Genomic DNA, 20,509 nt, shown 5'->3' with positions numbered 1-20,509 from the left:
GTACGATCGCCGCCCCGGCCGAGACGATCCTGGGCAACGACGACTGGTGGCGCGACGCGGTCGTCTATCAGATCTACCCGCGCAGCTTCGCCGACGGCGACGGCGACGGCACCGGTGACCTGCGAGGGGTACGCCAGAAGCTGCCCTACCTCAAGGATCTGGGCATCGACGCCATCTGGCTCAGCCCGTTCTACACCTCGCCGCTGGCCGACGGCGGCTACGACGTGGCCGACTACCGCGACGTCGACCCCCGCTTCGGCACCCTCGCCGACTTCGACGAGATGACCGCCGACGCCCATGCGCTGGGCATCCGGATCATCGTCGACCTCGTCCCCAACCACTGCTCCGACGAGCACGAATGGTTCCAGGCGGCGCTGGCCGCCGGCCCCGGCTCGGCCGAGCGCGCCCTGTTCGTCTTCCGCGACGGCCAGGGCGAGCAGGGTGAGCTGCCGCCGAACGACTGGGAGTCCATCTTCGGCGGACCGGCCTGGACCCGAATTCCCGACGGGCAGTGGTACCTGCACCTGTTCGACCCCGGTCAGCCCGACTTCAACTGGGAGCACCCGGCGGTCCGCGCCGAGTTCCGCGACATCCTGCGGTTCTGGCTGGACCGCGGCGTCGACGGCTTCCGGATCGACGTGGCCCACGGGATGATCAAGGCTGACGGGCTGCCGAACGTCGGCCGCACGAGCGCCGACGGCGAACGTCAGGTCGTCATGATCGGCAACGACACGCTGCCCTACTTCGACCAGGACGGGGTCCACGAGATCTACCGCGAATGGCGGCCGATCCTCGACTCGTACGCCGGTGGCCGGATGGCCGTCGCCGAGGCGTGGGTGCCCGACGCTCAGCGGCTGGCCCGCTACATCGGCTCCGACGAGCTGCACCAGGCCTTCAACTTCGACTTCATGATGGCCTCGTGGGACGCCGAGTCGTTCCGGACCATCATCGACAAGTCGCTTGCCGAGGCCGACCTCGTCGGCGCGCCGACCACCTGGGTCCTGTCGAACCACGACAAGCACCGCCACGTGACCCGGTACGGCGACGGCGACCTCGGGCTCGCCCGTGCCCGCGCTGGAACGCTGCTCATGCTCGCACTGCCCGGCTCGGCGTACCTCTACAACGGCGAGGAACTCGGCCTCAACGAGGTTCTCGACCTGCCCGACGAGCTGCGGGAAGACCCCGCGTTCCGGCGTACGGGCGAGAGCCGGGACGGCTGCCGGGTGCCGCTGCCCTGGTCGGGCGGCGCCGAGACCGGATTCGGCTTCGGCCCGGCCGGATCGGCCCGGCCGTGGCTGCCGCAGCCGGCGTCGTGGGCGGCGCTGACCGCGGAGGCGCAGGAGAACGATCCGGCGTCGACGCTCAACCTCTACCGCTCGGCGCTGCGCGTACGTAAGGAGCAGCCCGGGCTCGGCGGCGGCACGTTGACCTGGCTGGACAGCCCGACCGGCGTACTGGCGCTGCGGCGGGAGCCCGGCCTCGTGGTCGTCGCGAACGTCTCCGGCGAGCCGGTCGACCTGGCGTCCTACGGCTCGGCGGTGCTGCTGGCGAGCGGTCCGCTCGACGGCGACGGCCGCCTCCCGGCCGACACCACCGCCTACCTCACCGCCTGATCAGCGGCCGCTCCCCGCTAAGTAGCGTCCGCTACTTAGCGGGGATGAAGCCGACGTGGTCGTAGACCGTGGCGAGCGTCTGGGACGCCACCGCGCGCGCCTTCTCGGCGCCGATCGCCAGCATCTTGTCCAGCTGCGCCGGGTCGTCGAGGTACTCCCGGGTGGCCGCCTGGATCGGCGTCACGAAGTCGACGAAGACCTCGGCGAGATCCTTCTTCAGGTCGCCGTAGCCCTTGCCCGCGTACGCCGCGACCAGGTCCTCGATCGTCCGGCCGGACAGCGCCGAGTAGATCGTCAGCAGGTTGCTCACCCCGGGCTTGTCCTCGGGGTCGAAGAGGATCTCGCGACCGGTGTCGGTCACCGCCGACTTGATCTTCTTCGCCGAGCGCGCCTTGTCCTCCATGATCTCCAGCAGGCCGGTCGGCGAGGACGACGACTTCGACATCTTCGCCGTCGGGTCCTGGAGGTCGAGGATCTTCGCGGTCTCCTTCGGGATGTACGCCTCCGGCAGCGTGAACGTCTTGCCGAAGAGGTGGTTGAACCGCTGGGCCAGGTCGCGGGTCAGCTCCAGGTGCTGGCGCTGGTCCTCGCCGACCGGCACGGCGTCGGCCTGGTAGAGCAGGATGTCGGCGGCCTGCAGGATCGGGTAGGTGAACAGTCCGACGCTGGACCGCTCGGCGCCCTGCTTGGCCGACTTGTCCTTGAACTGGGTCATCCGGGACGCCTCGCCGAAGCCCGTGATGCAGCTGAGCACCCAGCCCAGCTGCGCGTGCTCGGGGACGTGCGACTGGATGAACAGGGTGCTGCGCGTCGGGTCGATGCCGAACGCCAGCAACTGGGCCAGGCTCACTCGGGTCCGGTCGCGGAGCACCTTCGCGTCGTGGCCCGCGGTGATCGCGTGCAGGTCGACGACCATGTAGTACGCGTCGCAGGTGTCCTGCATGGTCACCCAGTTGCGGACCGCGCCGAGATAGTTGCCCAGGTGGAACGAGTCCGCGGTGGGCTGGATCCCGGACAGCACCCGGGGACGGCGATCGGTCGGCGCAACAGACATGGACCTATTGTTCCAGCCTTCGTGCCGGCGTACCGACCGCCCCGCGCCACCTCCGTTGATCATGGAGTTTCCGGTGTCGACACACCGTCGAGACCACAGTTAACTCCATGATCAACGGGTCGAGGCGGAGGAGGCGGGGGAGGCGGAGGAGGCGATGGCGGGGAGGGCCGGCGCAGGGCTGCCGGCTTCGATCGCTGCCGGGGGCGTACCCGCCGGCAGGGCAAGGGGGATCGGCGCGGCCGGAAGCTGGTGCGGGACCTCGGCCACCCGGGCGAGGACGACCCGCGCGATCCGGCGGCCGTCGAGCGCGAGGACCCGCAGCGTGACCGCACCGCCCGGGACCTCGACCTGGTCGCCGACCCGCGCGAGCCGGCCGAGGGCGGCCATGAGGTAGCCGCCGAGCGTCTCGTACGGCCCCTGGGCCAGTTCCACCCCGGTACGCCGGGCGAAGTCGGTCAGGCTGAGGCGCCCCTCGACCTCGGCCGGGAGCAGGCCGGTGAACGGCTCGTCGTCCTCGTCGTACTCGTCGTGGATCTCCCCGACGAGCTGCTCGATCAGGTCTTCCAGGGTGACTATGCCCGCGGTGCCGCCGTATTCGTCGACCACCAGGGCGAGCTGGTGACGTTCCCGCCGTAGCTCGGACAAAGCGGGCAGAATCCGGATGGCGGCCGGCAGGCGCATGATCTCCCGCACCAGTACGCGCAACGGTGTGGCCGGGTCGCCCGCGAGCAGATCCCGCAGGTGGACGAAGCCGATCACGTTGTCGGCGTCACCGTCGACCACCGGAAACCGGGAATGGTTGTGCGCGCGGGCCACCGCCTCTGCCTGCGGCCGCGCCCAGCGGGCGTCGAGGAAGACGACATCCGGCCGAGGCACCATGACCTCGCGGATCAGGGAGTTCCCGCTGGCCCAGACCTCGTCGATGATGCGGCGCTCATCGCCGCCGAGATGCGTGTTCGTGGTCACGAGAGCGCGCAGCTGATCCTCGCTGAGTCGCTCCCGCAGGACCCTCATGATCCACGGGGACAGAGTTCGAGCCAAGAGTCCGGGTCTATGACCGTCGGGCATCCTTGCATCGTACGGCTCCCGCCGGGCGTCCTCCCACCAGCACGTAGTGTTGCCAGGGAACTGTTAGGGAGGTCAGATGAAGCTGCTCGTCACCGGGGGCGCCGGATTCGTCGGCGCAACGGTCACCCGCCTGCTGCTCGACGCCGGCCACGAGGTAGTGGTCCTGGACGACCTGTCGCGCAACGACGCCGCACAGGTCCCCGCCGACGCCACCTTCGTCCAGGCGCGAGTCCAGGAGGTCGGCGACGTCCTCGCACCGGACGCGGGCTTCGACGGCGTACTGCACTTCGCCGGGCTCATCTCGGCGGGCGAGTCGATGACCCACCCGGAGCTGCACTGGGAGGCCAACACCCGGGCCGGGCTCAACCTGCTGGACGCGATGCGTACGGCGGGGGTGAAGCGGCTCATCTTCTCCTCGACCGCCGCCTGCTACGGCGAGCCGTCCGAACTGCCGCTCACCGAGCGCGCGATCACCATGCCGATCAACACCTACGGCGCGACCAAACTCGCGGTCGACCTGGCCATCGCCTCCGAGGCCCGCGCGCACAAGCTCGCCGCGGTCAGCTTGCGCTACTTCAACGTCGCAGGCGCATTGGTACGCGAGGACGGCGGCATGATCGGCGAGCGCCACGATCCGGAGACCCACCTGATCCCGATCGCCCTCGAAGTGGCGGCCGGGAAGCGGGAGAAGCTGCCGATGTTCGGCGACGACTACCCGACCCCCGACGGCACCTGCATCCGCGACTACATCCATGTCGCCGACCTGGCCGAAGCACACCTGCTCGCCCTGACGGCAGCGGTGCCCGGCGAGCACAAGATCTACAACCTCGGCAGCGGGACCGGATTCTCGAACGCCCAGGTCATCGACGCCGTACGCACCGTCACCGGGCACCCGGTTCCGGTCGAATGGCTGCCCCGGCGGCCCGGCGACCCCGCCTCCCTGTACGCCTCCTCCGCGCTCGCCCAGGCCGACCTCGGCTGGACGCCTACGCGTACCTCGCTGGAGGCGATCGTCGCGGACGCGTGGGCCTTCTACCAGGGCCGCTGACCGCGCCGCTGGGGATGCGCCGCCGCTAACGCGGCGCCACGCGGGGCCGGCCTCGCGCCGCTGGAGATGCGCCGGGTGATCTTGGCGAGAAAAGGTCGCTATAGCCACCGAAACTCGCCAAGATCACCCAGCTCCCTCCCCGGAGGGCCCGCGAGCTGGCCCGCGAAGCGCGCCAGGGAGCGGGGGGACCGGCCTAGCGCAGGATGGGGGCGAGCGCCCCGATCAGCGCCCCGTCGTCGGAGTCCTGGGAGATCTCCCAGGCCATCGCTCCCCGCAGGCCGAGTGCCTTGACGAGCGCCGTCCGCTCCCCGATCGAGCGCGGGTCCGAGTAGCAGATCGTCGTGGCGACCGTGACCGTGCCGGACGCGAGGGCGTGCGTACCGGCGGGGTTGACCAGGTAGGGCTCACCGGCCAGGACGTTCCACTTGCGGGTGTAGCCGTTCGCGCCGACACCGGTCGGTGACACGATGCCCGCCACGTCCACCAGGTCGTGGTAGGACGGCTGCGGTTTCTGGTCCCATTGCAGCGATTCCCCGTCGAGCCCGGTGTTGTCGAAGGGCCCGTAGAGTCCCGCGTCGGAGCGGATGTACTGGTTGGCGTAGAACGGCACGCCGACGACGATCTTCTTCGCCGGTACGCCTTGAGCCAGGTAGTACGCAACGGTGCCGACGGTGTTCCACGTCCAGTCGGACGCGTTCGGGTCCCGGGGGTCCCGGGTGAACAGCGTGTCGTGCGCGGCGACGGCGCCGCCCATGACGTTGAAGTCGTACGTCATGATGTTGACCCAGTCGAGCTGCTTCACGAAGTCGCGCAGCTCGTAGTACTTGGTGGAGTTCTTCGCCGCCGGGAGCGCCGCGGTGAGCAGGTAGTGCTGCCCGGTCTCGCGGCTCAGGGCGTCGAGCTGACGGCGGAACTCCTGGGCCAGCAGGGTGGCGTTGTGCCGGTCCTCCGGGCCGTAGTCGATGTTGCCGTCGGCCTTGGCCGTGGGGTACTCCCAGTCCAGGTCGATGCCGTCGAAGACGCCCGCGGCGGCCCCGAGGCCCCCGGCGTTCTCCGGCCAGCCGCCGGTGGGCAGGTTGCCCTTGATGAAGGTGTCGATGCAGGACGCGACGAACGCCTGGCGACGCGCGGCGGTCTTGGCGACCTGGGCGAAGTGGGTGGACTTGGTCCAGCCGCCGAGGGAGATCTCGACCTTCAGCCCCGGGTTCGCCGCCTTCAGCTTCCTCAGCTGGTTGAAGTTGCCGTAGAGGCGCTGGTCGGGATAGTTGTCGGCGACGCCGTCGACGGTGTTCTCGCCGGACCAGTAGACCTGCTGGAAGTCCGCCCAGGGGTCGAGGACGGAGCAACCGGGGGTCTCGGTCGCCGCGTCGAAGGTGGGTACGCCGAAGGCGTACTGGATGACGTTGAGCTTGTCGACGGGGATGTCCTTGACGTAGTAGCCCCGCCCGTAGACGTTCCAGTCGGCGAAGTAGGCCGAGACGACCTTCTTCGGCGCCTGCCCGCCGAGCGGGGCGCCGGCGCTGGCGGCCTGTGCGGGCAGGAGCGCGACGCCGGCGGCGAGCGCCGCCGCGAGGGCGACGCCCGGCCTGACGAGTGAACGAATCATGTGACGACCCTCACTTCTCGTCGAGCATCTGTCAAGAGTCCTAACAGATAGGGTCGCTGGGCTGCTCCGATGTACGCCGACTACCATCCAGCCCATGACAGCAGCCGCCCGCGCTCATGGCCTTTTCCAGCACCTCTACGGGATTGAGCCGGTCGGCGTCTGGGCCGCGCCCGGCCGCGTGAACCTCATCGGCGAGCACACCGACTACAACGACGGCTTCGTCCTCCCCTTCGCGCTGCCGCACCGCACCGCCGTCGCCGCCGACGTGCTGCCCGAGCAGCGTTGGGCGGTCACCTCGGAGCTGACCGGCGAGACCGTCGAGTTCACCCTGGACGCCAAGGTCGACGGCTGGGCGGCGTACGTGGCGGGCGTGGTCTGGGTGCTGGCCGAGCAGGGCCATCGCGTTCCCGGCGCCCGGCTCACCGTCGCCTCCGACGTCCCGATCGGTTCCGGGCTGTCCTCGTCGGCCTCGCTCGAATGCGCTGTGCTGACCGCCCTCGTCGACCTGGCCGGGCTGGACATCCCGATCGCCGACCGGCCCCGGCTCGCCCAGCGGGTCGAGAACGACTACGTCGGCGTACCGACCGGCATCCTCGACCAGTCCGCCTCGATCCTCTGCACCGCCGGCAACGCCCTCTTCATGGACTGCCGCTCGTTGCGTACCGAGCAGATCCCGTTCGATCTGGCCGCGGACGGCCTGGCCATCCTGGTGATCGACACCCGCGCGCCGCACCAGCACGCGGGCGGCGAATATGCCGCGCGCCGGGCGGCCTGCGAGCAGGCGGCGGCGGAACTGGGGGTGGCCGCCCTCCGCGACGCGGTCCCGGCCGATCTGGACCGGCTCTCCGACGACCTGCTGGTACGTCGTGCGCGCCACGCGATCACCGAGAATCAGCGGGTGCTGGACACCATCGAGCTGCTGCGCTCGGGCCGGCACCGGGAGATCGGGCCGCTGATGACCGCCTCGCACGCGTCGCTGCGCGACGATTTCGAGGTGACCGTGCCGGAGCTGGACGTCGCGGTGACCGCCGCACTGACCGCGGGGGCCTACGGCGCCCGGATGACCGGCGGCGGCTTCGGCGGGTGCGTCATCGCCCTGGTGGACGCCGACCGGGTGGACAACGTCGCCGACGCGGTCGCCAAGGCGTTCGCCGAGCACGGTTTCGCCGAGCCGGCCGCGTTCAAGGCCGTCCCGAGCGCCGGCGCCGGCGCCGCCTGACCCCCTTGCCTAGCTGCAGATCACGGATATCCCGGCAATCTGGCCCCAAGATCGCATGGATATCCCTGATCTGCATGCGAGACGGGCGGCCGCATCCGCGAAGATGAACGTGTGGTGGCGATCTTCCGACGGATCCAGCGGGTTGGCAGCGCGATGCTGGAGCGCTATGAAGATTCCGTGGCCGCCGCACGGAAGCGCTCCAGTGCCTTCGACAACGTCTGGGCCGCGAAGGAACGCTACTCGGAGGTGCTCGGCGGGCGGCTCGCCGCCGCGATCGCCTACTACGCCTTCTTCGCGCTCTTCGCGCTGTCCCTCGTCGCGTTCTCGGTGTTCGGCATCGTGTTCAGCTCGAACGACACCGTCAAGGGAGCCGTGACCGACTGGCTCGCGCAGACGCTGCCGACCTTCCAGCCGGAGCAGTTGCAGGCCAATTCCACCGCGATCGGGATCTTCGGTCTGGTCGGCCTGGTGTTCACCGGGCTCGGCTGGGTCGACGCCTTCCGCACCTCGCAGCGGGCGATCTGGCGGCTGGAGCAGCACCCGGGCAACCTCTTCGTCCGCCGGGTGGTCGATCTGGGGATGCTGCTGGCGCTGACGCTGGTCCTAGGCCTGTCGCTGGCCGTGATCGACTTGTCGTCCGCCTTGTTCGGCTGGATCTCCGGCGACACGTCCTCGGTCTGGCTGACGGTGTCGACCGTGGCCGTGACGCTCCTGGTCAACAGCTTCATCGGGGCGGCGCTGCTGACGGTCCTACCGCGGTTGCACGTCCAGCCGCGGCGGCTGATCCCCCCGGCGATCACGGTCGGCATCGGGGTGTCGCTGCTCAACTGGGGCGGCCGGGCGTACTTCACGCATTCGCTGCGGTTCTATCCGACCGCCACGGTGATCGCGACGACCGGCGTACTGCTGCTCTACCTGTACTTCTTCAACCAGATCGTGCTGTGGGGCGCGGCGCTCGCCGCCAGTTCGACCCGGGGCCGGTTCATCGACCTCGCCGCCGGGCCGCGCCCGGCCGATTCCCCCGGGGACCGATCGGAGCCGACGGACCCGCCAGCCGATAGTCCCGCTGGGGGTGCCAGCGGTTCTCCGGCGACTTGATGTCGCCCGTGTGCGTGAACAGCGTGAACTCGCTGACGTCGAAGCGGGCCTCGAACCCGGCCAGTTTCTCGAAGACGCCGTCGAGGGCCGGCTCGGGCACGTCCTGAGCGATCGTCACGTGCGGGTGGTAGGGATAGTGCCGCGGCCGCTGGAGTTCCGGTGTGGCGGTGATCGCGGCGGCCAGCTGCTCGCATTCGCTGATCCCGGCCGCGACGGCCACGAACACGACCTCGGTGATCGGCCGGAAGGTGCCGGTGCCTCGTAGGAGCAGCTCGAACTCGGCGTGTTCCGCGGCCACCGTGGCGAGGTGCCGCTCGATCGCGGCCAGCTCGGTCGCGTCGATCTCGGTCGGCCCGAGCAGGGTGACGTGCGCGGGGATGGCCGCGCCTAGTGGATCACCCGCCTCGATGCGATGGCGGGTCAGCTGTGGTCCCCACGGGGGCGGGACGTCGACCGCCACGCCGATGCGGACGGTCTGCGTCATGGCCGCCCCCTTTCGGCTGGGACTGTAGCCATCGGAGTCCCGGCGAGGATCGTCCGTTCCTCCAGCGATCATCACCCGTTCGCCGGGATCACGCGAGCTGAACCCGCTCTCATTCACGAAAGCGTTCCGCCGGAAAGCCGGGCGTGCGCGCTTCGCCGGGAGGCCGGGGTCAGGAAGCGGCGACGATCATCCCCGCCCCGACGGTCCGGTTCGTCACCTCGTCGATGATGATGAACCCGCCCGTCGTCCGGTTCCGCCGATACTCGTCGACCAGCAGCGGCTGGGTCGTACGCAGCCGGATCCGCCCGATCTCGTTGAGCCCCAACGAGGAGGCCGCCTCGTCGCGGTGCAGCGTGTTGATGTCCAGCCGGTAGTTCAGGGCCTTGACGATGCCCCGGACCGAACGGGTCGTGTGCTTGATGGCGTACTTGCCGCCGACGGCGAGCGGTGCGCTCTCGTCCATCCAGCAGACCATCGCCTCGATGTCCTGGGCCACCGCCGGCGCGTTGTGCGGGCGGCAGATGAGGTCGCCCCGGGCGATGTCGATCTCGTCTTCCAGCCGGACCGTGACCGACATCGGCGGGAACGCCTCGTCGACGGGACCGTCGGCGGTGTCGATCCCGGCGATGCGTGTGGTCAGGCCGCTGGGCAGGACGAGCACCTCGTCCCCGGGCTTCAGTACGCCCGAGGCGACCTGTCCGGCGTACCCGCGGTAGTCGAGGACGGCCGAGGACTGCGGCCGGATCACGTACTGCACCGGGAAGCGCACGTCGACGAGGTTGCGGTCGGACGCGATGTGCACGTGCTCCAGGTGGTGCAGCAACGACGGGCCCTCGTACCACGGCATCCGGTCGCTGCGGCTGACGATGTTGTCGCCGTTGAGCGCCGAGATCGGGATCGCGGTGAGGTCGGGCGCGTCGAGCTTGGCGGCGAAGGACGCGAACTCGTCGGCGATGGTGTCGAAGACCTCCTGCGAGTAGTCCACGAGGTCCATTTTGTTGACGCAGAGCACCAGGTGCGGCACGCGCAGCAGGGAGCAGAGGAAGGCGTGCCGCCGGGACTGCTCGACCAGGCCCTTGCGGGCGTCCACGAGGATGATCGCGAGGTCCGCCGTGGACGCACCGGTGACCATGTTCCGGGTGTACTGGATGTGCCCGGGGGTGTCGCCGATGATGAACTTGCGCCGGGGCGTGGCGAAATACCGGTACGCGACGTCGATGGTGATGCCCTGCTCGCGTTCCGCTCGCAGGCCGTCGGTCAGCAGCGCGAGGTTGGTGTACTCGTCGCCCCGGGCGGCGCTGACCGCTTCGACCGCTTCGAGCTGGTCGGTGAACAGCGACTTGGTGTCGTAGAGCAGCCGCCCGATGAGGGTCGACTTGCCGTCGTCGACCGAGCCGGCGGTGGCGAACCGGAGCAGGTCCATGCGGGCGGGCGGCGCCGAGACCGGCGCCGACTCGAGAACAGTCATCAGAAGTAGCCCTCCCGCTTGCGGTCTTCCATCGCCGCCTCGCTGACCTTGTCGTCGCCTCGGGTCGCGCCGCGTTCGGTGATCCGGGTCGAGGCGACCTCGTCGATCACCTTCTCGACGGTGTCGGCCTCGGAGGGCACCGCCGCCGTCATGCTCGCGTCGCCGACCGTGCGGTACCGCACGCGCCGCTTGGTGACGGTCTCGCCGGCCCGGGGGCGGATGAACTCGTTGACGCCGTAGAGCATGCCGCCGCGGTCGACGACCTCACGGTCGTGCGCGAAGTAGATCGAGGGCAGGTCGATGCGCTCCCGGGCGATGTAGTGCCAGATGTCCAGTTCGGTCCAGTTGGACAGCGGGAACACCCGGATCGACTCGCCGGGGCTGATCTTGGAGTTGTAGAGCGACCACAGCTCAGGGCGCTGGTTGCGGGGGTCCCATTGGCCGAACTCGTCGCGGAAGCTGAAGACCCGTTCCTTGGCCCGAGCCTTCTCCTCGTCGCGCCGGGCCCCGCCGAACAGGGCGTCGAAGCGGTACTTCTCCACGGCGTCGAGCAGCACCGGGGTCTGGATGCGGTTGCGCGTACCGTCGGCGGGCTCGCGGACCAGGCCGCGCTCCAGCGCCTCGGGGACGCTGGCGATCACCAGCTGGACGCCGAGTTCGGCCACTCGCCGGTCGCGGTACTCCAGCACCTCGGGAAAGTTGTGCCCGGTGTCGACATGCATCACCGGGAACGGGATGCGACCCGGGTGGAAGGCCTTCTCCGCCAGCCGGAGCATGACGATCGAATCCTTGCCGCCGGAGAACAGCAGCACCGGACGCTCGAACTCGGCAGCGACCTCGCGCATGACGAAGACGCTCTCCGCTTCGAGAGCATCCAGGTGCGATATGCGGTAGGCGGCATTCGTCTGGCCCATATTTCCAGACCTTTCCTAGTGCTTTGCTGGGGAATTAAGCTACCCGGCGATTGGGGCCGGTTCAACCAGCCTGTGACCTGCTCAACAGTTCGCGTTCGACGGCCGCCAGCAGTGGCCGGGCCAGCCGGGACCGGCAGACCAGCAGGTCCGGCAGCCGCGGGTCGGCCTGGTTGTAGATCAACGGCGAACCGTCCAGCCGGGAAGCGTGCAGACCTTGAGCCAGTGCGACCGCGACCGGCGCGGCGGAGTCCCACTCGTACTGTCCGCCCGCGTGCAGATAGGCGTCGACCTCGCCGGAGATCACCGCGGCGATCTTCGCGCCCGCCGACCCCATCGGCACCGGCACCGCGCCCAGCTCCTCGGCCACGCGCGCCACGAACTCCGGCGGCCGGCTGCGGCTCACCGCGATGCGTACCTGGGCGCCGTGCGCGGTCTGCTCCGGCGGCGACTGCGGCGCGCTGTCCGTGGCCAGCACGCTGCCCTGGGCGGGCAACGCGATCGCTCCGGCGGCGAGCCGTCCCTGGTCGCTCTTCAACGATCCACTGGTACGCCGACGGCGGCGAGCTGTACTGGCGGCTGTGGTGGTCCACAACGCGACGTGCACCGCCCAATCGGTACGGCCGGGTTCGGCGTACTCGCGGGTGCCGTCGAGCGGATCGACGATCCAGATCCGTTCGGCGCCCAGGCGTTCGGCGGCCTCGTCGGCGTCCCGGGCGCCCAGCGCCTCCTCGGAGAGGACCGCGTCGTCGGGCCGCCACGCGGCCAGCTGCGCCATGAGGTACTCGTGCGAGCGCCGGTCCCCCTCGTCGCGCAGCCGTCCCGGGTCGGTGAAGCCCATCTCCGTACGCAGGCCGAGCAACAGCTCTCCGGCCTGGGTGGCGAGGTTACGGGCGAGTTCGGCGTCCAGCATGTCGGTCATCAGTAAGCCCCAGATGTGCGTACCACGGCGGTGAGCGTGCGCAACAGGATCACCAGGTCCAACGAGAGCGACCAGTTCTCGACGTACCGCAGGTCGAGCCGGACGGCTTCCTCCCACGGCAGATCCGATCGGCCGGACACCTGCCAGAGGCCGGTCATCCCCGGCTTGACCGCGAGGCGGCGCAGCACGTCGTCGTGGTACATGGCCACCTCCTGCGGCAGCGGCGGGCGGGGACCCACGAGCGACATCTGCCCGGCGAGGACGTTGAACAGCTGCGGCAGCTCGTCGAGGGAGAGCCGGCGCAGCCAGCGCCCCACATCGGTCACCCGCGGATCGTCACGGATCTTGAAGAGAACCCGATCATTCTCATTGAGGTGTCGGAGTTCGCTCAGACGCGCCTCTGCGTCGACGTGCATGGTACGGAACTTGTAAATGCGGAACTCCCGCCCGTCCCGGCCGACTCTCACCTGACGGAACAGCACCGGGCCGGGCGAGTCCCGGCGGATACGCCACGCGATGAGCCCGAACAGCGGCGAGAGGAGCCCGATGAGCAGGGCCGCGCCGGCCCGGTCGACCAGCTCCTTGACGACCCGGCTGCCCCCGGACAGCCGGGGGTGGTCGACGTGCAGCATCGGCAGGCCGTCGACGGGGCGCAGCGTCGTCCGATCGCCCGCCACATCCATCAGCGCACTGGCCACGATGAGGTCGACGTCGTCGCCTTCCAGTCGCCAGGCCAGCCGCCGCAGCCGATGCCCGTCCAGCTCGGGGCAGCTTAGCACGATCACGGTGTCCGCACCCGCCCGGCGTACCGCCTCGGCCACCTCGTCGAAATTGCCGAAGACCGGCAGTCCCACCTGCCCGTCGCCGTCGGCCGGCACGCACGCGCCCACGACGTCGAGGCCGTGAAACCGTTCCCGCCGCAGCTGGTGCGTCATGGCGACGACCGCCAGTTCGTGGCCGACGACGATCACGCGGCGCAGGCATTCACCCCGCGACCGTCGGCGGTGCAGCCGTTTGCGCAGACAGAACCGCACCACGATCGCGGTCGCGGTGGCCGCCGGCAGCGCGACGAGCACATAGCTCCGCGCCGTGGGCAGCTCGAAGGCGTACGAGAAGATCGCGATCCCGGCCGTCAGCGCCAGCCCGCCCCGGATTACCCGGTCGTACTCGTCGGTGCCGACGTAGAGGAACCGCGTGTCGTACGCCCGCGCGAGCGCCAGTACCGACACCAGCACGATCGGCAGCAACGCCGACAGCACCAGATAGATCCGGGTGTACGAGGTGAGCTGACTGAACCGCAGATGGAAGGCGAGCCACCCGGCGCCGAGCCCGACGAGGAAGTCGGCGAGCATCAGGGTGAGCTGGTACCGCGTCTCCCAGCGGCGGGCCCGCCGCACGAGGGCCGGATGCACATACTGGTACGCCCCCGGCAGCAGCCGCGGCAGCACGACGGTGTCGATCTCGGTCAGCGGCCGCGTGTCCAGGATCGGCGGTACGGGCGGCGTGGCCACACGTGGATGCGGCCGGGGCCCAGTTCGACGCTGTTCCTCCGCCATCACGCACCCCCCGCTCGCTGACGCACGGGCGCTGCGGACGCCCGTTATGTCGGCATGTTCAACGGGTGAGCAGCGACGACGTCACGCCGCGTGGTACGCGTTCTGGGTGGGCTCCAAGCCTTTGACGATCAGCGACTCCACCGCGTCGGCGGCCCGATCGACGAGGAACTCCAGTTCTTTGCGCTCAGCCCCCGAGAAGTCGGAGAGCACGAAATCGGCCGGATCCTGGCGGCCGGGCGGCCGGCCGATGCCGAACCGGACCCGCAAGTAGTCCTTTGTCGACAGTGACTTGCTCATCGAGCGCAGACCGTTGTGGCCGCCCTCGCCGCCGCCCAGCTTCATCCGGATCTGGCCGTAGGGGATGTCCAGTTCGTCGTGCACCGCGACGACCTGCGCCGGCGGCACCTTGTAGAACTGCGCGAGCGCGGCGACCGGGCCGCCCGACAGGTTCATGTACGTCAGCGGCTTGGCCAGCACCAGTTTCGGGGCGTCCACGCCGTATCCCAGGCGCCCCTCGGCCACCTCGGCGACACCGCCCCGGGTCTTCCGCGCGAACGATCCCCCGACCCGCTTAGCCAGCAGGTCGGCGACCATGAAGCCGACGTTGTGCCGGTTCTGCGCGTACTGCGGACCCGGGTTGCCCAGACCGACCACCAGCCACATGCTCACACGCACCTCCCGCGTACACGATGCCAGAAAGAAGAAGGCCGCCACATGGTGGCGGCCGTCTTCGAAGGAGAACTCAGCTCTCGGCGGGAGCCTCGGCCTCGGCGGCCTCGCCCTCCTCGGCGACCTCGGCAGCCTCGGCGGTCTCGCCCTCGAGCTGCTCGGCGGTCGGCGCGACGCTGACGACGGCGATGGTGGTCTCCGCGTCGGTCGCGAGCTCGACGCCCCGCGGCAGCTTGAGGTCGCCGGCGGTGACGTGCGCACCGGCGTCGAGGCCGTCGATCGAGGCCTCCAGCGACTCGGGCAGGTGCAGCGCCTCGGCGACGATCGAGACGCGGTCGTGCTCGGTCACCACCAGGGTGCCGGCCGCCGCGGTGCCGACCAGGTGCACCGGAACGTCCACGGTGACCTTCTCGCCGCGCTTGACGATGACGAGGTCGACGTGCTCGAAGGTGTCCCGAATCGGGTCACGCTGAATCGCCTTGGGCAGCGCGAGGGTCTTCGTGCCGTCCTCCGCGTGCAGCTCGAAGACGGTGGTCATGCCGCCGTGGCGGATCGCCGCGGCGAACTCCCGGGCGGGCAGGGCGATGTGCTTGGGCGCTTCGCCATGCCCGTAGACGACTGCGGGCACCTTGCCTGCGCGGCGGGTGCGACGCGCGCCGCCCTTGCCGAACTCCGTACGCGGCTCGGCGCTGATCTTTACCTCAGACACGGTTCATACTCCTGGCTCAACGGGCTGGCTGGCTGTCGTGGGCCGACGCGAGGGCGCACGGGCACAGACCCGGAGCACCATGTCGATCACGGTGCTTCAACGCAGACCGCGAAGCCCGCAGAGCACCCTCGCCGTGGCAACCGGACCAGCCTACCCGACCACCGACGGTGACCCCAGCCGACCCCCGCTTTGTGAGCGGCGTCTTAGCTGAGTCCACCGAAGAGGGTCGTGACCGAGCCGTCGTCGAATACCTCGCGGATGGCGCGGGCCAACAGCGGGGCGATCGAGAGCACGGTGAGCTTGTCGAACTGCTTCTCCGGCGTGATCGGGAGCGTGTTGGTCACGATCACCTCGGCGATGCGGCTGTTCTTGAGGCGCTCGGTCGCCGGGTCGGAGTTGATCGCGTGCGTCGTCGCGACGATCACGTCGCCGGCACCGGAGTCGAACAGGATGTCCGCGGCCTTGCAGATGGTGCCGGCCGTGTCGATCATGTCGTCGACGATGATGCAGGTTCGTCCCTCGACCTCACCGATCACCCGGTTCGCCACCACCTGGTTGGGCTTGAGCGGATCGCGGGTCTTGTGGATGAAGGCCAGCGGACAACCGCCCAGCCGGTCGGTCCAGCGCTCGCCGACCCGGACCCGGCCCGAGTCGGGCGCGACCACGGTGAGCGCGCGATCGCCGTACTTCGCCTCGACGTAGCCCGCGAGCGTGTCCATCGCGAACAGGTGGTCCACTGGGCCGTCGAAGAACCCCTGGATCTGCGCGGTATGCAGATCCACGGTGAGGATCCGGTTGGCGCCCGCCGTCTTGAGCAGGTCGGCGATGAGGCGGGCCGAGATCGGCTCCCGGCCGCGGTGCTTCTTGTCCTGCCGGGCGTACGGGTAGAACGGGAGCACCACGGTGATCCGCTTGGCCGAGCCCCGCTTCAGGGCGTCGATCATGATCAGGGTCTCCATGACCCAGGTGTTCACCGGGCTCGTGATCGACTGGACCACGAAGGCGTCCGATCCTCGGACAGACTCCTTGTACCGGACGAAGATCTCACCGTTGGCGAAATCGTAGGCGGCGGTCGGGGTCGGTGCGACACCCAAGGTCTGCCCGATCTCCTCGGCGAGCTCGGGGTACGCCCGCCCCGAGAAAAGCATCAGATTCTTTCGGTTCTCCGCGACGATGCTGCCCATCGGCCCTGTCTGCCCCTCCGCGCGCCACTGCGACCAAGTATGACCCTCGCGGGTCATCCTCTCCTGGTACTTGACCAAGCTCGTAGCCGGTTCACGATCAGGTGCGAAAGATCACCGCGCCGAGTGTCACCGCTGGTCAGCGGCGTCCTCGTCGGCCGTCTCCGCCGCGTCGAGCGCGGCTTGCGCCGCCTGCGCGGCGGCGCTGTCGGGCCGGCGCTTGAAGATCCAGCCCTCCTTGTTGACCTGCCGCTCCCGCGCCACGGCCAGCGCACCCGGCGGGACGTCGGCGTCGACGACCGAGCCGGCCGCGGTGGACGAGCCGTCCCCGAGCGTCACCGGGGCCACCAGCACCGAGTCGGAGCCGGTGTTCACGTGGGAGCCGATGATCGTCCGGCTCTTCGACCGCCAGTTGTAGTTGGCCACGACGTTCGCCGCGCCGATGTTGGTGAAGTCGCCGACGGTCGCGTCGCCCACGTAGGACAGGTGCGGGACCTTCGTCCCCTCGCCCAGCGACGAGTTCTTCACCTCGACGAACGTGCCGACCTTGGACTTCACGCCGAGGGTCGTCCCCGGCCGCAGGTACGCGTAAGGCCCCACCTTGGCCTGCGGGCCGATCTCGGCCAGCACGGCGTGCGCCTTCACGACCTCCGCCCGCTCGCCGACGACGGTGTCGACCAGCGTCACCTCGGGACCGACGACCGCACCGGCCGCCACCGAGGTCGCTCCCTTGAGCTGCGTGTTGGGCTCGATCACCGCGTCCGGGTCGATGGTGACCGCGGGCTCGATCCAGGTCGAGGCCGGGTCCACGATCGTCACGCCGGCCCGCATGTGGCCGTCGTTGATCCGGTCTCGGAGCAGGGCGCCCAGCCGGGCCAGCTCGGCCCGGTCGTTGCAGCCCAGCGTCTCCTCCACCGCGGGAGCGGTGTGCACCGCGAGCCGGCGACCGGCCGCGAGCAGCAGCCCGAACACGTCGGTCAGGTATTCCTCGCCCTGGGCGTTGTGCGTGGTCAGCTTGCCGAGCGCGTCGCGCAGGGCGTCGGCCTCGAAGGCGTACACCCCGGCGTTGATCTCCCGGATGGCCAGCTGCTCGGCGTCCGCGTCGCGGGCCTCGACGATCGCGGCCAGCCCGCCCTCGGCGTCCCGCACGATCCGGCCGAGGTTGCCCGGTTCGGCCATCACCGCGGTCAGCACGGTCGCCGCGGCGGCGTCCTCCTCGTGCCGCTCGATCAGGGCGGTCAGCGTCGCCGTCCGCAGCAGCGGGACGTCGGCGTTGACGACCAGGACCGTGCCGGTGGCGTCTTCGAGCGCGTCGAGCGCCACCCGCACCGCGTGCCCGGTCCCCCGCTGCTCGGCCTGCAGGACCGGCCGCGCCTGCGGCGCGATCTCGGACAGATGCTCGATGACCTGCTCAGCCTTGTGCCCCACGACGACCGCCGTACGCTCGGCGCTCAGCGGTTCGGCGGCGGCCAGGACGTGCCCGACGAGACTGCGACCCAACAGCGGATGGAGGACCTTGGGCAGCTGGGACTTCATCCGCTTGCCCTCGCCGGCCGCGAGGATGATCACAGTACGCGCCACGCGGGTTACCGCCTCTTGATCCGCAGGTACTTCCGGGTCTGCTAGATGGACAGCTCGGCCGCCAGGGTTCGAACCTGAAACTTCAGAGCCAAAATCTGAGGTGATGCCAATTTCACCACGGCCGAAGGTGTGCGCGGAAAGCCTAACGCGCCTCGCCGTCCGGCACATCCGCAGGCCCGGCGAGCGCGTCGAGCACGCTCTCGATGGTGCGATAGAGATCGCGGCTGTGGCAAACCCGTATTCGGAGCCGGCCGTGATGTTCCTGGAGGTGATCGGGCCGCTCCGCCGCCATGAGCAGGCGCTTGGGGTCGGGGGCACGGAAGTCCTCCACCCGCGCGCCTAGGTGTTCCGCCCACCAGACGACCGCCGCCACCGGGTCGACGGCGTCCTGGAGCAGCACTCGCAGCGACAGATCCGTCCGCGCCACCCCGACGGCGTCGAGGAAACGAAGGAAGAGGAGCCCGAGCCGGGCGTCCGCGGTGACCAGCTCGACGCGCTCGTTCGGCCGGGTGGGCGTGGCCTTGGCACCCGCGCACCAGTAGACGACCGAACCGAGCAGGAGCAGGTCGCGATCGTCGAGCGAACCGATCCGGGCGGCGTTCTCGGCGGCCAGCCGGTGGCGCTGCGCCGACCGCTCGGCCCGGTGCCGCGTCCAGCGGGCGTCGGTCATCCGCCGGGCGTTGGCCCTGCGGCGCTCGGCGTCCACCGGATCGCCGGTCAGCGGGATGTGTTTGGTCCACTGCCAGGCCGTGGACCGGGCGACGCCCAGCTCCTCGGCGATGACCGGGACGGTACGCCCGGAGCGGCGCAGGTCGACCGCACGGGCGCGCAGTTCGTCCTTGGCGTTCGGGCGCTTGGTCCACTCCGGCACGGGTACGCCCCGCAGCCAGTCGTCGATCTGAGCGCGGCTGACGCCGAGCAGTTCACGGATTTGGGCTATCGACAGCTGATCGTCGGCCCGCAGACGGCGGGCCACCTCCCCCATGTCCATGCATAAGGGTTAGCACGGGTGTACGAGGAAGGGGAGTCTTGCGTTTGCTTCGAGCTTGTGCAGGTGGACCAAGGAAATTCACAGGTGCCGACCCTGTGAAACTACGGGACCGTAAGTTACGGTGACGTAGGCGTAAGAGAGCCGCCCCACCCCCGCCCAGCACAGTGAGGTGCCATCGCCCATGAGCACAGACGTCCACCCGGCCACGGAGTCAGCGTTGACGGCCGACCTCGAGACCAACGCGACCGGCGCCGCCGAGATCGAGCAGACCATCCGGGGGCCGAAGCCGCTCACCGAGGGCGCTCAGCCGACCGGCGTACTGATCGGTTTGTGGGCGTTCGTCGTCATTCCGTTCATCGCGCTGATCGCCGCGATCCCGGTCGCCTGGGGCGGCTGGCTGTCCTGGGTCGACATCGCCATCTTCGCCGTGTGGTACTGCGTCGCCGGGCTGGGCATCACCATCGGCTTCCACCGTTACCTCACGCACGGCTCGTTCAAGGCCACCCGGTGGCTGCGCGTGACGCTCGCGGTCGCCGGCTCCTTCGCCGTCGAGGGCTCGCCCACCCAGTGGGTCGCCGACCACCGCCGTCACCACGCGTTCTCCGACAACGAGGGCGACCCGCACTCGCCGTGGCGCTTCGGCACCTCGTTCTGGGCGCTGACCAAGGGCCTGTTCTACGCGCACATGGGCTGGCTGTTCGCGCGGGAGCTGACCAACCGCGCCCGATTCGCCCCGGACCTGGTCGCCGACAAGGACATCCAGAAGGTCGACAAGCTCTTCCCGACGCTGATCGCCATCTCGCTGATCGCCCCGGCGGCCGTCGGCGGCCTGGTCACCTGGTCCTGGCAGGGCGCGCTGACCGCGTTCTTCTGGGCCGGGCTGGTCCGCGTCGGCCTGCTGCACCACGTCACGTGGTCCATCAACTCGATCTGCCACGTCTACGGCGAGCGCCCGTTCGAGACCCGGGACGGCGACAAGGCCTCCAACTTCTGGCCGCTGGCCATCCTGTCGTTCGGCGAGAGCTGGCACAACCTGCACCACTCGGACCCGACCTGCGCCCGCCACGGGGTCATGAAGGGCCAGATCGACATCTCCGCGCGTACCATCTGGCTCTTCGAAAAGGCCGGCTGGGCGACCAATGTTCGCTGGCCCAAGCGCGACCGGCTGGCCTCGAAGCTGGTGGAGGGCGCTCAGACGAGCGCCGGCCGCCTCGGCCGGTGACCTCCACCGCCGCCTTGCCGGAGCGACCCGCGGGGGCGTCGGCCTGGCAGGATGGCGGCGTGGAAGAAGCGCGAGTACGCGACCAGGCAGCGCGACCGGCGGAGCGCAC

The 20,509-nt window shown here is 69.8% G+C and carries 18 protein-coding genes and 1 tRNA gene; 5 read left to right on the top strand and 14 right to left on the bottom strand.

Going from position 1 to position 20,509, the window contains the following annotated elements; genetic code table 11:
- Nucleotides 1-5 precede the first annotated feature (5 nt).
- Nucleotides 6-1,613, top strand: a complete 1,608-nt coding sequence (locus AB0M47_RS07255) for a glycoside hydrolase family 13 protein (RefSeq protein WP_363409998.1) — start codon at nucleotides 6-8, stop codon at nucleotides 1,611-1,613.
- Nucleotides 1,614-1,644: 31 nt separating this feature from the next.
- Here AB0M47_RS07255 and trpS read toward each other — a convergent pair whose 3' ends face one another.
- Together trpS and AB0M47_RS07245 are read right to left on the bottom strand one after the other, a co-directional pair.
- Entirely contained in the window at nucleotides 1,645-2,667 is a 1,023-nt protein-coding gene (gene trpS / locus AB0M47_RS07250) for a tryptophan--tRNA ligase (RefSeq protein ID WP_363409811.1), read from the bottom strand.
- Nucleotides 2,668-2,778: 111 nt separating this feature from the next.
- The gene (locus AB0M47_RS07245) at nucleotides 2,779-3,681 is read right to left on the bottom strand and encodes a hemolysin family protein (protein WP_363409808.1); all 903 of its coding nucleotides are present in this window, start codon (nucleotides 3,679-3,681) and stop codon (nucleotides 2,779-2,781) included.
- 130 nt (nucleotides 3,682-3,811) lie between these two features.
- Here AB0M47_RS07245 and galE point away from each other — a divergent pair, with 130 nt between their 5' ends.
- Complete coding sequence (galE, locus tag AB0M47_RS07240) at nucleotides 3,812-4,783, top strand: UDP-glucose 4-epimerase GalE (protein WP_363409805.1); 972 nt, start codon at nucleotides 3,812-3,814, stop codon at nucleotides 4,781-4,783.
- Between the two features lie 193 nt (nucleotides 4,784-4,976).
- On the opposite strand, the gene AB0M47_RS07235 is transcribed toward galE, so the two are convergent.
- On the bottom strand, nucleotides 4,977-6,389 hold the full coding sequence (locus AB0M47_RS07235; protein ID WP_363409802.1) for a glycoside hydrolase family 18 protein: 1,413 nt from the start codon (nucleotides 6,387-6,389) through the stop codon (nucleotides 4,977-4,979).
- A gap of 94 nt (nucleotides 6,390-6,483) precedes the next feature.
- On the opposite strand from AB0M47_RS07235, the gene galK reads away from it, so the two are divergent.
- Both galK and AB0M47_RS07225 read left to right on the top strand, forming a co-directional pair.
- Nucleotides 6,484-7,608 (top strand): galactokinase, encoded by a 1,125-nt coding sequence (gene galK / locus AB0M47_RS07230; protein WP_363409799.1) that lies wholly within the window; start codon nucleotides 6,484-6,486, stop codon nucleotides 7,606-7,608.
- Nucleotides 7,609-7,785: 177 nt separating this feature from the next.
- Nucleotides 7,786-8,706: a YihY/virulence factor BrkB family protein gene (locus AB0M47_RS07225; RefSeq protein ID WP_363409796.1), complete on the top strand. Its 921-nt coding sequence runs from the start codon at nucleotides 7,786-7,788 to the stop codon at nucleotides 8,704-8,706.
- Here the strand turns inward: AB0M47_RS07225 and AB0M47_RS07220 are convergent.
- The 11 genes from AB0M47_RS07220 to AB0M47_RS07170 all read right to left on the bottom strand — a co-directional run bounded on the left by AB0M47_RS07220 (nucleotide 8,591) and on the right by AB0M47_RS07170 (nucleotide 19,178).
- Nucleotides 8,591-9,190, bottom strand: a complete 600-nt coding sequence (locus AB0M47_RS07220; protein WP_363409794.1) for a 2'-5' RNA ligase family protein — start codon at nucleotides 9,188-9,190, stop codon at nucleotides 8,591-8,593. The genes AB0M47_RS07225 and AB0M47_RS07220 overlap by 116 nt on opposite strands.
- 169 nt (nucleotides 9,191-9,359) lie before the next feature.
- On the bottom strand, nucleotides 9,360-10,658 hold the full coding sequence (locus tag AB0M47_RS07215) for a GTP-binding protein (RefSeq protein WP_363409791.1): 1,299 nt from the start codon (nucleotides 10,656-10,658) through the stop codon (nucleotides 9,360-9,362).
- Nucleotides 10,658-11,572, bottom strand: coding sequence for a sulfate adenylyltransferase subunit CysD (gene cysD / locus AB0M47_RS07210; RefSeq protein ID WP_253758121.1), 915 nt, complete (start codon nucleotides 11,570-11,572; stop codon nucleotides 10,658-10,660). Before cysD ends, AB0M47_RS07215 begins: the two co-directional genes overlap by 1 nt.
- Nucleotides 11,573-11,633: 61 nt before the next feature.
- Nucleotides 11,634-12,482 (bottom strand): 3'(2'),5'-bisphosphate nucleotidase CysQ, encoded by an 849-nt coding sequence (locus tag AB0M47_RS07205; protein WP_363409995.1) that lies wholly within the window; start codon nucleotides 12,480-12,482, stop codon nucleotides 11,634-11,636.
- Between the two features lie 8 nt (nucleotides 12,483-12,490).
- Nucleotides 12,491-13,843 carry a sugar transferase gene (locus AB0M47_RS07200; protein WP_363409992.1) on the bottom strand — a complete coding sequence of 451 codons (1,353 nt, stop codon included), beginning with the start codon at nucleotides 13,841-13,843 and terminating at the stop codon, nucleotides 12,491-12,493.
- A gap of 285 nt (nucleotides 13,844-14,128) precedes the next feature.
- Nucleotides 14,129-14,710 (bottom strand): aminoacyl-tRNA hydrolase, encoded by a 582-nt coding sequence (gene pth / locus AB0M47_RS07195; RefSeq protein ID WP_363409989.1) that lies wholly within the window; start codon nucleotides 14,708-14,710, stop codon nucleotides 14,129-14,131.
- A 79-nt stretch (nucleotides 14,711-14,789) separates the two neighbouring features.
- Complete coding sequence (locus AB0M47_RS07190; RefSeq protein ID WP_363409787.1) at nucleotides 14,790-15,425, bottom strand: 50S ribosomal protein L25/general stress protein Ctc; 636 nt, start codon at nucleotides 15,423-15,425, stop codon at nucleotides 14,790-14,792.
- A gap of 203 nt (nucleotides 15,426-15,628) precedes the next feature.
- Nucleotides 15,629-16,609 carry a ribose-phosphate diphosphokinase gene (locus AB0M47_RS07185; protein ID WP_363409784.1) on the bottom strand — a complete coding sequence of 327 codons (981 nt, stop codon included), beginning with the start codon at nucleotides 16,607-16,609 and terminating at the stop codon, nucleotides 15,629-15,631.
- Between the two features lie 126 nt (nucleotides 16,610-16,735).
- Nucleotides 16,736-18,187, bottom strand: a complete 1,452-nt coding sequence (gene glmU / locus AB0M47_RS07180; RefSeq protein ID WP_363409781.1) for a bifunctional UDP-N-acetylglucosamine diphosphorylase/glucosamine-1-phosphate N-acetyltransferase GlmU — start codon at nucleotides 18,185-18,187, stop codon at nucleotides 16,736-16,738.
- Between the two features lie 53 nt (nucleotides 18,188-18,240).
- A tRNA-Gln gene (locus tag AB0M47_RS07175) sits at nucleotides 18,241-18,312 on the bottom strand.
- A 17-nt stretch (nucleotides 18,313-18,329) separates the two neighbouring features.
- Nucleotides 18,330-19,178 carry a helix-turn-helix domain-containing protein gene (locus tag AB0M47_RS07170; protein WP_363409778.1) on the bottom strand — a complete coding sequence of 283 codons (849 nt, stop codon included), beginning with the start codon at nucleotides 19,176-19,178 and terminating at the stop codon, nucleotides 18,330-18,332.
- Between the two features lie 181 nt (nucleotides 19,179-19,359).
- On the opposite strand from AB0M47_RS07170, the gene AB0M47_RS07165 reads away from it, so the two are divergent.
- Nucleotides 19,360-20,400, top strand: coding sequence for an acyl-CoA desaturase (locus AB0M47_RS07165; RefSeq protein ID WP_363409775.1), 1,041 nt, complete (start codon nucleotides 19,360-19,362; stop codon nucleotides 20,398-20,400).
- Nucleotides 20,401-20,509: the final 109 nt, after the last annotated feature.

It is taken from the genome of Hamadaea sp. NPDC051192 (assembly GCF_040682475.1).
Lineage (GTDB): Bacteria > Actinomycetota > Actinomycetes > Mycobacteriales > Micromonosporaceae > Hamadaea > Hamadaea flava.
This window is presented reverse-complemented; position numbering and strand designations above follow the sequence as displayed.

What these genes read in the sequence shown, in the direction of transcription:
- AB0M47_RS07185 (WP_363409784.1), bottom strand. Translation starts at nt 16,609, where the DNA reads ATGGGCAGCATCGTCGCGGAGAACCGAAAGAATCTGATGCTTTTCTCG.
- AB0M47_RS07220 (WP_363409794.1), bottom strand. Translation starts at nt 9,190, where the DNA reads ATGACGCAGACCGTCCGCATCGGCGTGGCGGTCGACGTCCCGCCCCCG.
- AB0M47_RS07170 (WP_363409778.1), bottom strand. Translation starts at nt 19,178, where the DNA reads ATGGACATGGGGGAGGTGGCCCGCCGTCTGCGGGCCGACGATCAGCTG.
- AB0M47_RS07245 (WP_363409808.1), bottom strand. Translation starts at nt 3,681, where the DNA reads ATGAGGGTCCTGCGGGAGCGACTCAGCGAGGATCAGCTGCGCGCTCTC.
- AB0M47_RS07200 (WP_363409992.1), bottom strand. Translation starts at nt 13,843, where the DNA reads ATGCTCGCCGACTTCCTCGTCGGGCTCGGCGCCGGGTGGCTCGCCTTC.
- galK (WP_363409799.1), top strand. Translation starts at nt 6,484, where the DNA reads ATGACAGCAGCCGCCCGCGCTCATGGCCTTTTCCAGCACCTCTACGGG.
- galE (WP_363409805.1), top strand. Translation starts at nt 3,812, where the DNA reads ATGAAGCTGCTCGTCACCGGGGGCGCCGGATTCGTCGGCGCAACGGTC.
- trpS (WP_363409811.1), bottom strand. Translation starts at nt 2,667, where the DNA reads ATGTCTGTTGCGCCGACCGATCGCCGTCCCCGGGTGCTGTCCGGGATC.
- cysD (WP_253758121.1), bottom strand. Translation starts at nt 11,572, where the DNA reads ATGGGCCAGACGAATGCCGCCTACCGCATATCGCACCTGGATGCTCTC.
- AB0M47_RS07205 (WP_363409995.1), bottom strand. Translation starts at nt 12,482, where the DNA reads ATGCTGGACGCCGAACTCGCCCGTAACCTCGCCACCCAGGCCGGAGAG.
- AB0M47_RS07165 (WP_363409775.1), top strand. Translation starts at nt 19,360, where the DNA reads ATGAGCACAGACGTCCACCCGGCCACGGAGTCAGCGTTGACGGCCGAC.
- AB0M47_RS07215 (WP_363409791.1), bottom strand. Translation starts at nt 10,658, where the DNA reads ATGACTGTTCTCGAGTCGGCGCCGGTCTCGGCGCCGCCCGCCCGCATG.
- AB0M47_RS07235 (WP_363409802.1), bottom strand. Translation starts at nt 6,389, where the DNA reads ATGATTCGTTCACTCGTCAGGCCGGGCGTCGCCCTCGCGGCGGCGCTC.
- pth (WP_363409989.1), bottom strand. Translation starts at nt 14,710, where the DNA reads ATGTGGCTGGTGGTCGGTCTGGGCAACCCGGGTCCGCAGTACGCGCAG.